14 protein-coding genes are annotated in these 14,268 nt (G+C 43.6%); 11 read left to right on the top strand and 3 right to left on the bottom strand.

Going from position 1 to position 14,268, the window contains the following annotated elements; genetic code table 11:
* Positions 1–60: 60 nt before the first annotated feature.
* The 5 genes from ACQCVH_RS12855 to ACQCVH_RS12835 all read left to right on the top strand — a co-directional run bounded on the left by ACQCVH_RS12855 (position 61) and on the right by ACQCVH_RS12835 (position 3,750).
* A complete protein-coding gene (locus ACQCVH_RS12855) occupies positions 61–540 on the top strand; it encodes an NUDIX hydrolase (RefSeq protein WP_426836060.1) in 480 nt (159 codons plus the stop codon).
* A gap of 558 nt (positions 541–1,098) precedes the next feature.
* On the top strand, positions 1,099–1,476 hold the full coding sequence (locus ACQCVH_RS12850) for a YhfM domain-containing protein (RefSeq protein WP_426836059.1): 378 nt from the start codon (positions 1,099–1,101) through the stop codon (positions 1,474–1,476).
* Positions 1,477–1,498: 22 nt separating this feature from the next.
* The gene (locus tag ACQCVH_RS12845; protein WP_426836058.1) at positions 1,499–1,849 is read left to right on the top strand and encodes a hypothetical protein; all 351 of its coding nucleotides are present in this window, start codon (positions 1,499–1,501) and stop codon (positions 1,847–1,849) included.
* 455 nt (positions 1,850–2,304) lie between these two features.
* Positions 2,305–3,198 carry an alpha/beta fold hydrolase gene (locus ACQCVH_RS12840; protein WP_426836057.1) on the top strand — a complete coding sequence of 298 codons (894 nt, stop codon included), beginning with the start codon at positions 2,305–2,307 and terminating at the stop codon, positions 3,196–3,198.
* A gap of 90 nt (positions 3,199–3,288) precedes the next feature.
* The gene (locus ACQCVH_RS12835; RefSeq protein ID WP_426836056.1) at positions 3,289–3,750 is read left to right on the top strand and encodes an SRPBCC family protein; all 462 of its coding nucleotides are present in this window, start codon (positions 3,289–3,291) and stop codon (positions 3,748–3,750) included.
* A 796-nt stretch (positions 3,751–4,546) separates the two neighbouring features.
* On the opposite strand, the gene ACQCVH_RS12830 is transcribed toward ACQCVH_RS12835, so the two are convergent.
* The 3 genes from ACQCVH_RS12830 to ACQCVH_RS12820 form a co-directional block, all read right to left on the bottom strand.
* The gene (locus ACQCVH_RS12830; protein ID WP_426836055.1) at positions 4,547–5,464 is read right to left on the bottom strand and encodes a nuclease-related domain-containing protein; all 918 of its coding nucleotides are present in this window, start codon (positions 5,462–5,464) and stop codon (positions 4,547–4,549) included.
* 74 nt (positions 5,465–5,538) lie between these two features.
* The gene (locus tag ACQCVH_RS12825; protein ID WP_426836054.1) at positions 5,539–7,113 is read right to left on the bottom strand and encodes a histidine kinase N-terminal 7TM domain-containing diguanylate cyclase; all 1,575 of its coding nucleotides are present in this window, start codon (positions 7,111–7,113) and stop codon (positions 5,539–5,541) included.
* 145 nt (positions 7,114–7,258) lie between these two features.
* Positions 7,259–7,684: a VOC family protein gene (locus ACQCVH_RS12820; protein WP_426836053.1), complete on the bottom strand. Its 426-nt coding sequence runs from the start codon at positions 7,682–7,684 to the stop codon at positions 7,259–7,261.
* Between the two features lie 154 nt (positions 7,685–7,838).
* Between ACQCVH_RS12820 and ACQCVH_RS12815 the strand changes: the two genes are divergently transcribed.
* The 6 genes from ACQCVH_RS12815 (at position 7,839) to ACQCVH_RS12790 (ending at position 14,039) form a co-directional block, all read left to right on the top strand.
* Complete coding sequence (locus ACQCVH_RS12815) at positions 7,839–9,119, top strand: MFS transporter (RefSeq protein ID WP_426836052.1); 1,281 nt, start codon at positions 7,839–7,841, stop codon at positions 9,117–9,119.
* 152 nt (positions 9,120–9,271) lie between these two features.
* Positions 9,272–9,670 (top strand): MarR family winged helix-turn-helix transcriptional regulator, encoded by a 399-nt coding sequence (locus tag ACQCVH_RS12810; RefSeq protein WP_426836051.1) that lies wholly within the window; start codon positions 9,272–9,274, stop codon positions 9,668–9,670.
* Between the two features lie 30 nt (positions 9,671–9,700).
* Entirely contained in the window at positions 9,701–11,299 is a 1,599-nt protein-coding gene (locus ACQCVH_RS12805) for an MDR family MFS transporter (protein WP_426836050.1), read from the top strand.
* A 117-nt stretch (positions 11,300–11,416) separates the two neighbouring features.
* Positions 11,417–12,688, top strand: a complete 1,272-nt coding sequence (gene kynU, locus ACQCVH_RS12800) for a kynureninase (protein WP_426836049.1) — start codon at positions 11,417–11,419, stop codon at positions 12,686–12,688.
* A 13-nt stretch (positions 12,689–12,701) separates the two neighbouring features.
* The gene (gene kynB, locus ACQCVH_RS12795) at positions 12,702–13,325 is read left to right on the top strand and encodes an arylformamidase (RefSeq protein WP_426836048.1); all 624 of its coding nucleotides are present in this window, start codon (positions 12,702–12,704) and stop codon (positions 13,323–13,325) included.
* Between the two features lie 15 nt (positions 13,326–13,340).
* Positions 13,341–14,039, top strand: coding sequence for a tryptophan 2,3-dioxygenase family protein (locus tag ACQCVH_RS12790; protein ID WP_426836047.1), 699 nt, complete (start codon positions 13,341–13,343; stop codon positions 14,037–14,039).
* The last annotated feature ends 229 nt before the right edge of the window (positions 14,040–14,268 follow it).

Below are 14,268 nucleotides of genomic sequence, written 5' to 3'. Positions count from 1 at the left end.
GATTTTTTACACAATGGAAGAACTGGTTAAAATAGACTGAATTTTGGGAGGGATTTAATAATGCAAGGAGTTCCCATAAGATGCACAGGCATTGCTGCCATTCTAATAAAAAAGTTTGAGAAGGAAAGCAAAGTATTACTCTTGAAAAGAGCTGGAACTGTGCTGCCGGATGCCTGGTGCTATATTGGCGGCAGCATTGAGGAAGGGGAAACCGCATGGGAAGCGGCATTACGAGAGATAAAAGAAGAAACAGGCATCTCACTGCCGTATCTTTATGTATCCAACCAATATGATCAGATTTATTCTGCGAAAGATAACTATATTTACATGGCGCCTGTATTTGTTGGCTATGTCCCGGAACATCAGGAAGTTATCTTAAATCATGAACATTCAGCTTATAGATGGATGTCATTTGAGGAAGCGATCGAAACCGCCGCATTGCCAGGGAATGATGCTGTTTTGATGAGTGTGGAAAGACACTTTGCTAAAAAGAGCCCTCCTGACTTTTTACGTGCAGGCAAACGGGAGGAGGCCCGCTGATATAAAAAATCAATCAAAAATGCACCGGGCTTTTGGTGTGTATGGCCTCTTTTTCAAGAAAAACAAACTCCTGGTGATAAACAAAAAAGGCAGTCAATATACCAATCGATATGATCTGCCGGGAGGAAGCCTTGAAGGTTAGGAAAGCCTGGCTATTGTTTAAGGAGAGAATTCCTTGAAGAAACGGCATGGAAATAGAAATCATCCAAAATATCGGAATTATGGATTTCATGATTCCTTGGGATTGGAAGGTGTTTACCCATGTGCATCATATCTGTGTTTTTTATGAAGTTGAGGGCACTGGAGATTTACTCAGCCGTTGCAATTTGAAGGCCAGGATTCGCTGGGAGCACCATAGATTTCCGAGCATGAAGCTAACTTGGACAGTGCTTCCCCATTGGTGCTGAAAGCTTTTGAATGGCTGAAGACTGAAAAGCTGGGAATTGAAGCGGAGATCTATCAAGATTGGAAAGTTAAGGGCTGAAATAAACAGAGAGTTTCGAAAAAATGAGTAACCTCATGTTTGGAAAAACGTCTAACAAGTGAGGGGGAATGTATTTGAGCAAACGGCTCTTGATAACAATAACTGCATTTGTCCTCTTAGCCGGCTGGAACCTGTGGCCTGAAAAGGTTAAGACAGTAGAAGTGTATAAAATGACAAGCTTCTCATCCGTAAAAGAGGATTCCAAGATTACTTTTTCCAGCCAGCGGTCAGTCAAGGCATTTAGAAGTGCCTTTAAGAAAGCCAGGAAACAGTCAGGTGCAGTGGACATGGTGGACCCAGATTATAAAGTCATTTTGGGGGAAGAGAGCTATTTTCTTTGGCTGGATAAGAACCATGGAACAATTATGAACTTGGAAGATACCAATACAATTTATACGCTTTCTTGGTGGTCGGCTGGTAAGGTTGGGAGATTGTTGGACATTCAGGAGTAATTTAGAGTGAAGGAGAAACTCAATGCCTCGTGCTAAATTCATTTTAAGAAAGTGCCCTGGGCTTGCTATTAAAGAAAAAGAAGGAATCTTATCAAAATGGGGAGGCAATGACTGCCATACGTATGAATATTTTATGCGGGGTGTAAGCAGCAGGCATACGATATGTGTATATCTGCTTTTTGACGAGGATCAATTAGCCGGCATGATTTCTGCGTGGAAATCTGGGTTCCACCCTTTTTGTACCTATTTTTCAATGGTCACCGCAACTCATGCAGGTCAGGGTGCTGAAGATGTTTTACTGAATGCCCTATATAGCAGCAAGGAAGTAGAACTTCCCCTGCAGACCTCAATTGGGGGGACTTCTATAAAATGAGCAGATTTTTATGTAAAAGCTGGATTCAGGGAAATTAGGAGAACCTATCTGGAGAGAAATGAGATTCTGGCCTATTCTCTTTTGCATTATACCGAATATCCAAACCGACTGGAATTTGGGTGGCGCGGTACAAAATCGCATGAAGACAGTAAATACGTGGTTTTTGTGACATGCTGCCAAATTAAGTATTCTTATGAAAACAATATTAAGATGATAAGTGCAGAGATTGATACTACTGATGTTTATTCATTGGAAATATTGAAGTTTTTTACTTTTGGGTCTGGAGAAACGTTGTTGACTTTTCGGAAATAGTATATACATTTTTTGATTAGTAAAGGAGATAATCATGCTATTAAAGGAACATGAATTTTAACGAAACAGCCTAACCTTCATCCCGGCACGTGCCCCTCCTCAGAATTGATTTTACTTAAAATCCATAATAGGAGGTCATATAGATGAATGGTAAACTGATCAAAATTCGCGGAAAAAAGCTTTATATTGAAATACATGGTGAACATAATTCAAATGCGGTACTTTATCTGCACGGAGGCCCGGGGGAGAGCTGCTTTGATTTTAGCTATCATCAGGCAGAGCGATTATCTAAAAAAATGAAACTGATAGCTATAGACCAAAGAGGGGTTTGCCGTTCAGAAGAAATTGCAGATTCAGAACAATTTGGACTGGATGATATTATAGATGATTGTGAGGCGTTGAGGGAATATCTGAATATCGGACAATGGTCGCTGATAGGCCATTCATTCGGCGGATTTCTTGCGATAAAATATGCCTGCCTATATCCAGATTCAATTAACAAGATAATCCTAGAAGGTCCAACTTTTGATTTTAAATTGACTACTCTTGCGCTTCTGAGTAAAACCGCTCAGCTTGCTGAAAAGTATGAAATGGAAGATTTGAAGAATCAATGCTTGTTATTGAATGATCAGAATAGTACTATTCAATTGCTAAGTGCTTATATGGATCTAAGCTATCAGCTGGGTGAAAATAGAATGGAAATTTACACATATAATTTTAACAATCCAACTGATTACGCGCTCTACACACAGGAAGAGTGGGATCTTTTCGACGGTCGTGCCGAAGTTCACTATAACCGATTGAGAGAAGAAGGAAAAATCTACGATTCCCTGCTGCCGTCATTGGGCCAAGTGAAAGCACCAATGCTGCTGCTTTTAGGCAAGTATGATCCTGTAACTTGTCCTAAACAAGTAAAAGCTTTTGAGGAACATGTAAAATTTGGAGACGTTTTTATTTTCGATAAAAGCGGCCACACACCACATTACGAAGAAGAAGAGTTTTTTGGAAGTATTGCAATAGATTATCTGAACTCCTAAACTGGCAAGGACAGTCCTCTTTGGATGGCTGTCCTTTTTGTGTTGAGTTAAAATTATAATAATCAAACTTTAAAATGAGGAGTCTTCGTTATGCCAACCATCAAACATTCAGAATTCATTAAAGCACCAATTGAAGTATGTTTTGATCTTGCCAGAAGTATTGAAGTACATATACAAACAACATCGAAAACTCAGGAAAGGGCAGTTGAGGGGGTGACCAGCGGAATGCTGGAAGAAGGCGATATGGTTACTTGGGAGGCAGTTCATTTTGGCATCAGGCAGCGGCTGACAGCCAAAGTTACAGTTATGGAAAAGCCTTTTCGGTTTGTCGATATCATGGTAAAAGGGGCTTTCAAGTCATTTGTTCATACCCATGAATTTTTTGAAGAAGGTGAAGGAACGGTTATGATTGATACTTTCCAATATGAATCTCCTTTTGGATTGCTTGGAATTGCAGCTGATAAGCTGTTTTTGGAGAGGTATATGCGGGAGTTTATAGGGTTTCGGGCTAGGGGGTTGAGGGAGTTGGCTGAGAAGGAGGGAGGGCTTTAGGTTCTGACAAAATGATAGGTATAGATAGGTAAAAAGATCATGACAGTGAAATCAAAATGAAAAGAGATTGTCTATAGACAAGGATGCGCCACTACAAACAAAAAATATACAACTAGAGATTCTAAAAAAGGATATGAATCACTCTAACTAAAAAAAACTAGACTAGAGTGCCTCAAAAAGAAGATATGAGTCACTCTGATCATAGAAAACTAGACTAGAGTGCCTCAAAAAGAGGATATGAGTCACTCTGACCCAAGAAAGCTAGACTAGAGTGCCTCAAAAAGAAGATATGAGTCACTCTGATCATAGAAAACTAGACTAGAGTGCCTCAAAAAGAGGATATGAGTCACTCTGGCCAAAGAAAACTAGACTAGAGTGCCTCAAAAAGAGGATATGAGTCACTCTGGCCAAAGTAAACTAGACTAGAGTGCCTCAAAAAGAGGATATGAGTCACTTTGGCCAAAGAAAGCTAGACTAGAGTGCCTCAAAAAGAGGATATGAGTCACTCTGACCCAAGAAAGCTAGACTAGAGTGCCTCAAAAAGAAGAAATGAGTCACTCTGACTCAAGAAAAATAGACTAGAATACCTCAAGAAGAAAGTAAGAGTCACTCTAACCAGAGTAAACTTGAATCAGAGTGTCTCAAGAAGAGAACAGTCACTAAACCTAACTAGTCTTAAGAGTAAAAACAGGACTGAAAACTGAAACTAAAAAGAGGTTCCACCAAGAAGACCTGGATTCTTGTATTATTACGCAATACGCAATGCCTTTAAAACCCTACTTTCATTCCCGAAAATCTAACTGCGCTCTATAAAGTGAGAAGAATAGCCATGTCCTTTTAAATCATATTGGCTGGAAAGTGCCTTCCGAATGGTTCTATTGCATTTAATAACCTCACACCACTCAAAAATACCATTAGTCGTTACTTTCCTATCCGGAAAAAGTAGCTTATATTCTTCTGCAGCACGCATGATCGCTGCGGTATAGTTTTCTTTTCCTCCGCAGAGATTACATTTCAAGCTTTTCCCATCAAAGTTCTCATAAAACACCCCGCACCCAAAACACCCAATCCCCTTCCTCAACCCATCCCACTCATACTCAGGCACAGAAGAAAAAGGTGACTTATCAATATGGGCAGCGGCCAATCTATCTGCCAGTTTGGTATGCGCGGAAGACAGTTTCATTAAGGTATCTTTCTTTAGAGGAACGGCAAATCTGTTGAGCTGCGGGTGGAATACGGCAGGGAGGTTGAGAGGGGCTTGATAAAGGTGGAATTCCGGGTTGATAAAGATGAGGTGGGACTGGATTTTGGTTTTGCAGCCTAGTTCCTGGAGGAGCCGGCGAAACAGCTGCTCGTTTCTTTTGAGCTGCAGGAGTGGATTTTTGATTTCGGTCCTCGCGGCGGTGAACCATTGGTCTCCTTCTGCTACAAAATCACCTTCGAAGTTTTTAATTTCAAAAAGATAAACGATGTATGCGGTGATCAGCACTGAGTCGATTTGAAATAAGGTGTTGTTCATTTCCAGCAGCAAATCGTTCAAAATCAGTCCGCCTTCTGCTGCAGAAAAAAGCCATTCATCGAATTGAAGCTCGCCCTGGTGGCCTTTCTCTAAATTAGAATAGTAAGTCTCATCTTTAGGCGACAAATCCATACGGGAATTCAAGGCTTTAAAAATACTCAACTCGCGGGACTTTGTCCGTGTTTTAACAATCAACTATCATCACTCCTTTTGTCATATTTTAACATAAACAAAAAGAACAGGCGTACAATATACCTGCCTGTTCCCGCTTAAACTTCCGTCAACTCTATTTCCCTCACAAACCGCTGAACATTATTCCGCCCATTCCTTTTGGCGGCGTACAAAGCCTGGTCGGCTTCTCTCGTCAGAAATTGAATAGGATCGTCCAATACCTGCGGAAAAAGAAATATATGTGAAACGCCCAAGCTCAGTGTTGCATGCACAACAGCCTGACCGGCCTTGGTGTAATGTCCTGACACGTTCAGCCGTATCGCTTCAGCTATATCATAGGCTTCGTCAAAAGAAGTATTCGGCAGGAAAATGATAAATTCTTCTCCTCCATATCTGCCTATCACATCAGACTCCCGTATGCTTTCTTTGGCTATCCCAGCTATTTGGGAGAGGACAATATCGCCAGTTTCATGGCCATAGTCATCATTGATTTTTTTAAAATGGTCGATGTCAAACATGATTAAGGAGACATTTCCTCCGTTCGGGCCTATGCCGTCAAGTGAGTTCAGAGATTGCTTCAAAAAATAGGTCCGGTTAAACACCTGGGTAAGGCCGTCGATAGATGCCAGTTCTTTCAGCCTTTCCTGGATAGCTATTTTTTCAGTAATATTGACGAATGAAATGATCCGGCCGATTGGAAGTCCGTTTTTATCTTCAACGTCTGACATTTGGACCTGGTGGTGGATCTTTTTATCACCCTGCATCCATGCATAGTCACAGTCCATGCCATTCTCAATGATTTTCCCGAGTGTGCCAGAGCCGGCAAAGGCCTCTGTAAAAGGCTTCCCGATTACAGAAGGCTTGAGGAAGGGCATGATTTGGCGCATGCCCGAATTGTAGTCAAGGATGATATCCTTCGTATTCAGGACAATCACGCCTTCTTTCATTCTGTCAAAAACCGTATCTCTCAATATGGGAGTAACATCGAACATTTTAAAAGACATTAAAGCTGCCCAGTGGAAAAGATAAGATAAGCTCATGGACACCGGCCCAAGGTCAATGCCATAGGGGCTAAGGTCATTTAAGTAAAAATAATTGGCAAGAATCGGGAATATCAGCCCGGCTGCCATGGCCAATAATTGGATTCTGAACAAAAGGGATGCACCTTTAAGCTGAAGAAGCAATGTCAGGACACTGACCGTCAGACATATGAACAAATAAAAAGCATGAACATAAAAGAAAGGGCCGTATTCCAGATCGGCAATTGGAAAGGGCGCATCATCTTTCATCTCAACAGCGGTATAGTACAGGTGGTGAAGGCCGTTTGTTGCATGCATGAAGATGGTTATGCTGGGAATAAGGAAAAGAATATAATGGGCCCAGGGCTTGAGTTTATGCCCTGCGTATTCAGCACACATTATGAAGATAAAGGCAGGAATATAGGGCATGACAAGGTATTCCATACTTAACCATAATTTGATGCCCTTCAGTGTGGAACTGGACAGCTCAAATACATAGAAAAAGGAAAAGAGTGACGATAAAATGGTCGCGATGATATATGGTTTAACACCTGGAGCACCTTTTAGCTTAAAGAAGGCGAATAGGCATAGGCATAAGCTTAATACTCCTGAAAAAGCTACTAGCGATTTATATAGTATCAATTCATTGGTCATGTAATGTACTCCAGTAGTATAAATCTATTGAAAGATTATCAGTCTTATAAAGTATACTTTAAGACCCCTCTGACAGGGAAGGTCTTTTGTCATTAAAGGATAAAAAAGAAAAAACCGCCTTCCAATTTAGAGAAGGCGGTTTTAACTACTTGTTTACTATCCCGGGATAATCACAATACTCAATGATGGTTCCTTCTGTATCAGCAGGATTCAGATACACAAGCCTCCTGCCATGCTTGTTTGTCCTGAGAGAATCCTCAAGAATCCGGATTCCGCTGTTTTCCAGGTCAGCGATTGCCTTCATTAAATCAGGCACCCGGTAGGCGATATGGTGGACGCCTTTTCCTTTTTGCTTGATGAACCGGGCGATGGGGGAGGTTGTATTATTTGTCGGTGCCAGCAGTTCGATCCGGTCGCCATTAACCTCTAATATGCAGACTTCGCTTTCGACGCCGGGTGCTTCACTTACGTATCTGTCAATCAGTTCAGCATTCAGTATGTTTGTGTAAAATGCGAGGGTGCTGTCTATATCGCGTACGGCGATGCCAATATGATCCATTATTTTTTTCAAGAGTATGGCTCCTTTCGTTCCCTAACAGTTTAAAGGAAGGAAGGGGTGTTTACAATCCATCTGCAGCCGGCAGTGAAAAATTCACAAAAAATGTATAAAAAGCACTTGCAACGGTTTTGCTGAGAGACTATGATAGCTAAGGAAATTATTGTTTATGAAAAATTCTACAATGAAAGAAGATGTATATATGGCCCGACCGGCTTCGGCTGTCGATGCAAATGAGAAGCTCAGCATCCGCAATGGGATTGCTACTACTGTCATTTTGAACATCAGCACCAATTATTTCCCTCTGTTTGCGATCAGTGTACTTGGGGTTTCGAACTACCAGGTTGGACTGATCAGCTCCCTGCCTCAGTTTATCGGAATTTTTGCCATGGTGATCGGCTCCCTGCTTATAGGCAGGATGGAAGAAAAGAAGCGGCTTACCGCTTACTCCTTCCTGGCCGCGCGTTTTTTCCTTTTAGCGATGTTTTTGCTTGTGTATCTGTCTGAGGAGATGAGAGGGTGGATATTTGTCCTCCTTGTCGGCCTGATGAATTTTCCAGGTTCGATTGCCAATCTGAGCTGGCAGTCCTTCATCGGCGATCTGATACCTGACAGCCGCCGGAGCGGTTTCTTCTCCGAGCGGAACAAAGTAATGACCATTGTCGGCATGCTTTCTACTTTCGCAATCGGCATTCTTCTGCAGCAGTTTGACCAGTCCAATGCTCTGCCTTTCCAGGTTTTATTTTTAGCCGCGTTTTTGATCGGACTGGCGGAAGTGTACTATTTGTTCAAGCATGAAGAGCCAAAGTCCAGCAGGAAAGCGGAGAAAAAACTAAGCATCGGCCTTCATGTTTTCAGGCACAAGCCTTTCTTGTATTTTATCATCTGCAGTCTATTTTTTAATTTCGGGTGGCAGATGGCCTGGTCGCTTTTCAGCATCTATCAGATCAAGATTGCCGGCGCCACGGCACTTTGGATCAGCCTTTTCACTGTTGCGAATCAGCTTGCTCAGATTGTGAGCTTTAAATGGTGGGGAAGGATGGCTGATAAACACACTAATGCGAAAATGATGATTCTTGTATCTTTGGGTATGGCATCGGCACCTGTGCTGACAATCCTGTCGCCGAATATGGTGTATCTGGTTATCGTCAATTTCTTTTCCGGTCTGTTTGTTTCAGGCACCGTGCTGCTGCTCTTCAACCAGCTGCTGGAGGTAACTGAAGAGGAAACACGCAGCATCTGTATTTCGAACTATAATATTTTGCTGGCACTCGTTGCCTTCATTGCGCCGCAGTTTGGGGTATTCCTTCTTGAAGCGGCCGGCATGAATGCTGCTATGACAGTTTCTTCAGTCCTGAGAGGAGCAGGTGCGATATTCTTCTTGTGCCTATTCGTCTATTTAAGGAAATCAAAGGGACATTCATTAAAACTAGCCAGAAATATTTTCTAAATTAACCAAAACCAAAAGCTTGAAATGCTTTTGGTTTTTTTATGTTGACAAAAAGAAAGCATAGGATTATAGTTGCTTAAGTTAATAGTTCACAAAGTTAATTATTTATCTGGTAAACGGAAGCAGGGGGGATACCAATTAGCAGGGATAGATTGATTTACGACCTGATAGCATCAGTGAGAGGAACTGTGAAGAAATCAAAAGCAGATTTTCATGGCCTGTTTGACGGGTATATTCCTTTTAATGAATTCCTTGTTCTCAGGAAGCTTACAGAAAAAGGGGAAAGTAAAGTTTCCCAGCTGGCGGGAGAGCTCGGGGTTTCAAGCAGCCATATAACAGCAGTCAGCGAAAAGCTGCTTAGCAAAGGACTGATCGTGCGTGGCGGAAGCGAACACGACAGAAGAATTGTATGCTTGTCCCTGACAACTGAGGGAAGAAAGATGGCAGCAGAGCTGGAGCGTGTATCCAAAGATTATTTTGAAGAAAAGCTCCGTGATTTATCGGATGAAGAGCTTGCTCTGACAAGCAGCCTGCTGGGCAGGATCCACTAATAAGAGACATCACAAGAGGTGAAGCAAAGAATGGAACATTTAAGCCAAAAAGAAAAAATTACGATTATGATCGCCATCATTGCTGCAATGTTTTTTGCCGCAGTCAATCAGACGATCGTAGGAAACGCCCTTCCAAAAATCATTTCTGAACTGGGCGGACTTGATTATTACAGCTGGGTTTTCACGATTTATATGCTGACCAGCGCCATTACAACCATACTTGTCGGGAAACTGTCTGACATATACGGACGTAAGCCGTTTATTTTAATTGGAATCATCATATTTTCTATCGGCGCCTTTTTATCAGGAACATCCTCCGATATTTTTGACCTGATCACATACCGCGGCATCCAGGGCTTTGGGGCCGGTATGATCATGTCTACCGCCTTTACGGCCGTTGGGGACCTTTTTGCGCCCCGCGAGAGAGGGAAGTGGCAGGGGGCGATGAGCGCTGTGTTCGGTATATCAAGTGTTTTCGGGCCGACGCTCGGCGGTTATATTGTTGATAATCTGGAATGGAAATGGGTATTCTGGGTATTCCTGCCGCTAGGCATTGTCGCACTTGCATTGATTTGGAAGCTGTTCCCGTCACAGGAAAAGAAAAAAGGGGAAAGCGTCGATTATGTTGGGGCAGTATTCCTGACAGCTACCATCGTTCTCACTCTATTAGGATTCTCCTGGGCAGGAACAAAATATGACTGGGGTTCATCACAGATTATCATGCTGTTCGGCGGTGCTGTGATTGCACTCATCCTTTTCATCATAATTGAGAAAAAAGTAAAAACACCGATTTTGCCGCTATTTTTATTCAAGAACGGCATCTTTACAATTTCAAATATCATTGGCTTCGTCATCGGGGTGTCCATGTTTGGAGGCGTTATGTATGTGCCTTATTTCATCCAGGGTGTTCTTGGATATTCAGCCACTCACTCGAGCTTCCTGACGATGGCCATGACTCTGGGGCTGGTTTTCGCCAGTGCTCTTGGCGGCCAGATCATCTCGAAGACAGGCAAATATAAGCTTCAGGCAATCATCGGATTATGCATTTCTGCCATTGGATTGTATTTATTATCACGGATGGATGCAGATACTTCCCAATACGCACTTGTTGGGTTCCTTATTCTTGTAGGTTTCGGGATCGGAATCGGGATGACGGTGTTTACACTGACAGTCCAAAATGCGGTTGAACAGAAATTCCTCGGGGTTGCTACGGCGACTTCACAGCTTTTCCGATCTGTCGGCGGAACAGTGGGTGTGGCCATTATGGGAACCCTGCTGAATAACCGAATGGAAGACAAAATGACCACGATGTCACAAAACCAGAATACCAATAATATGGCTGCTTCTCCTGAGCTTGCAGGGAAACTGGAGTCACTGAAGAATCCTCAGCTTCTCCTGGATCATGAGAAACTGGCTCAGGTTAAGGATTCGCTGCCTGCAGAAGCGGCTTCCCTGTTCGAGCATATCATTTCAATGCTCAGGGAGGCCCTCAGCTATGCATTGTCAGGTGTGTTCTTATTTGTTACTATCACCATGCTGGTGGCAGTCATTCTTACCTTCTTCCTGAAGGAAATTCCTCTCAGGAGTGCAGCAGATGCAAAGGCACCCGAGCCTGCAAAAGGCGAATAAATAAAAGGACAGGGACCTGGCTAAGCCAGGTTCTTTTTCCGTTTAGCAGGTTAATTCAGAATATTGACAATACCTTTTTTCTGGCTTACCTTTTAAGGAGAGCAGGGAGGGAATAGCTTGAATCAATTAAGAGAGAGAGCAGATTATTTGGATAGCCAGGATCCGCTCCGCAAGTTTGCAGAAGAATTTTACATAAAAGACAAGTTGATTTATCTGGATGGCAATTCACTGGGACTTTTATCCTCAAGGGCAGAAAAAACATTGCTCGACATGCTTGACTCATGGAAAGACTTAGGCATAGACGGATGGATGAGCGGCAAAAACCCTTGGTACTATTTATCGGAAAAATTGGGACAGCAGTCAGCAGCATTGGTTGGAGGAGAGCCTGAAGAAGTGATCGGAACCGCTTCCACCACAACGAATCTCCACCAGCTTGCTGCAACCTTTTTCAAGCCGGAAGGCAAGCGAACCAAAATATTGGCCGACGAATTGAATTTCCCATCGGATATTTATGCTTTGCAGTCACAGCTAAAGTTAAAGGGGCTGCAGCCTGAAGAGCATCTCGTCCAGGTAAAGAGCAGGGATGGCAGGACCATCACCGAGGAAGACATTATAGAGGCGATGACAGATGAAATCTGCCTGATCATCCTTCCGACTGTTCTGTATAGAAGCGGACAGCTTCTGGATATTGAACGGCTCACGAAGGAAGCACATAAGAGGGGCATCCTTATCGGTTTCGATGCCTGCCACTCTGCAGGAGCGGTTCCTCACCATTTTTCAGAATGGGGCACAGATTTCGCCTATTGGTGCAGCTATAAATATATGAACAGCGGACCTGGGGGAATCGGAGGCCTTTATGTGAACAAAAAGCATTTTGGCAGGATGCCAGGCTTATCCGGCTGGTTCGGTTCGGATAAAAGCAGACAGTTCGACATGGAGCATACCTTCACACCGGCACAGGATGCAGGCGCTTTTCAAATTGGGACGCCACATATATTAAGTGCCGCTCCGCTCTTAGGATCGCTTGAGATGTTTGAGGAAGCCGGCATCGATAGAATCAGAGAGAAATCTTTGAAAGCAACAGGATACCTGATGGAATTGGCAGATGCGTATCTGTCCGGCTATGGACTTGCAATCGGGACGCCGAGAGAAGATGTAAGGCGGGGAGGTCATATTGCTCTTGAGCATCCGGATGCGGCAAGGATCTGCAAAGCATTGAAAGAAAAAGGTGTCGTACCGGATTTCCGTGCTCCGAATATCATCAGGCTCGCTCCGGTTGCCTTTTATACCTCTTACAATGATATCTGGAGGGCCGTGTCCATTTTAAGGGACATCATGGAAAACAGAACCTATGAAAAGTTTGAAAACAAGCGCGAAATCATCGCATAAGGAGTAAAAGAAGATGATCATCGATATTTCGAGGAAGCTTCACAAAGGAATGCCTGTCTGGCCGGGAGATACAGCTTTTGCCTATGAAGTCAGCTGGCCTAAGGAAGAGAGCGGCTCTGTGAATGTAGGGAAGCTGACAATGAGCATACACACCGGCACCCATGTGGATTCCCCTTTCCATTTTGACTCAGAAGGGTACCGGATGACAGATATTCCGCTTGAAGTGTATATAGGAAAAGCGCTGGTTGTCGATGCTGCAGGCTCAGACCGCATCGGGAAGAAAGAGCTCGAAGGAATTGATTTTCACGGTGCTGAGAGGGTTCTGTTAAAGACGGGATCATGGAGGGATGCTGCTGTGTTTCCAGAAGAAATCACCTTTTTAAATCCTGACATTGGGCCGTTTTTAGCTGAAAAAGGCGTCAGGCTTATTGGTGTCGATGTACCGTCCGTTGATAGGCTGGACAGCAAGGAGCTTACCGCCCATCATGAGCTTCAGAGATGCGGGATCCATATTCTTGAGGGGCTGGATTTAAGTAAAGCAGAACCGGGAGTCTACGAATTAATCGCACTTCCCCTCCCGATCGAATATGCTGATGGAAGCCCAGTGCGCGCAGTGCTCAGAAAATATCCTGATTGAAATGGGAGTGATACTGTGAAAGAGGAAAGCAAACAGCCTACCGACTATGAAAAATACATCCGCACACAAGAACTGCTCAGCCTTCAGAAGGAAGAAGATGAGCTCTGCTGTGAGGATGAGCTCACTTTCCAGACAGTCCACCAGATTGCGGAACTGCACTTCAAGCTGATCCTTCAATATCTGGACCGGTCATGCAAGAGCATGAAAAAAGGAGATGCCGAAGGGGCGAGCCTACTGCTTGACCGGATTATTGAGCATTTGCGCCAGCTCCCGCCCGTTTTCGATCTCGTAAAAGCCATCACACCTGCGGACTATCACACCATCAGGCTGTTCCTTGGAAGGGGGAGCGGCCAGGATTCTCCTGGATTCAACAGCATTCTAAAGGAAGGGCCGAAGCTTTGGGAACCGTTCGAACAGCTGATAAATAAAGAAAACAGGACAGTGCTGCAGCTCCTAGAAAAACCGGACAGCAATCGGACGCTTTACAGGCTCTTGAAGAATCTGCTCACATTTGACGAGTATTTCCAGACTTTCCGCCATTCCCACATCCAGCTGGTCAGAAGGATGATCGGACTGCGCACGAAAAGCCTGAAGGGCATTCCGGCACAGGCCCTTGAGCGCGGTGCCAAGCATGAATTTTATCCGCTGGCCTGGGATGCTGTCTGCGAGCTGACGGATCTTACCGGATCCAGCTATGATCCTAAGCCTTTATAAATGAGGAAACAAGCTTCTGCCGTCGCTGAAGCTTGTTTTCGTGATGGAAGGTTTATTGATCAAAATAATCACATAATAAGCAGCAGAAAGAGGAAATTGATAAGAATCACAAAGAAAAAGGAGAAGCCGCTCAGGGATTTTCTAAGACAAAAAAACAAGACCGGCTAAAAACAGCGGTCTTGTTTAATATATGTATTAGTGTTACAATGAAGAGCGGTCAAAAAAGCAA

The sequence above is a fragment of the Bacillus infantis genome (assembly GCF_050107595.1).
Taxonomy (GTDB): Bacteria; Bacillota; Bacilli; order Bacillales; family Cytobacillaceae; genus Bacillus_AB; species Bacillus_AB infantis_C.
This window is presented reverse-complemented; position numbering and strand designations above follow the sequence as displayed.

Coding starts and splice junctions, on each gene's coding strand:
- ACQCVH_RS12855 (WP_426836060.1), top strand. CDS start 61: ATGCAAGGAGTTCCCATAAGATGCACAGGCATTGCTGCCATTCTAATA.
- ACQCVH_RS12845 (WP_426836058.1), top strand. CDS start 1,499: ATGCCTCGTGCTAAATTCATTTTAAGAAAGTGCCCTGGGCTTGCTATT.
- ACQCVH_RS12840 (WP_426836057.1), top strand. CDS start 2,305: ATGAATGGTAAACTGATCAAAATTCGCGGAAAAAAGCTTTATATTGAA.
- ACQCVH_RS12835 (WP_426836056.1), top strand. CDS start 3,289: ATGCCAACCATCAAACATTCAGAATTCATTAAAGCACCAATTGAAGTA.
- ACQCVH_RS12825 (WP_426836054.1), bottom strand. CDS start 7,113: ATGACCAATGAATTGATACTATATAAATCGCTAGTAGCTTTTTCAGGA.
- ACQCVH_RS12815 (WP_426836052.1), top strand. CDS start 7,839: ATGAAAAATTCTACAATGAAAGAAGATGTATATATGGCCCGACCGGCT.
- ACQCVH_RS12805 (WP_426836050.1), top strand. CDS start 9,701: ATGGAACATTTAAGCCAAAAAGAAAAAATTACGATTATGATCGCCATC.
- kynB (WP_426836048.1), top strand. CDS start 12,702: ATGATCATCGATATTTCGAGGAAGCTTCACAAAGGAATGCCTGTCTGG.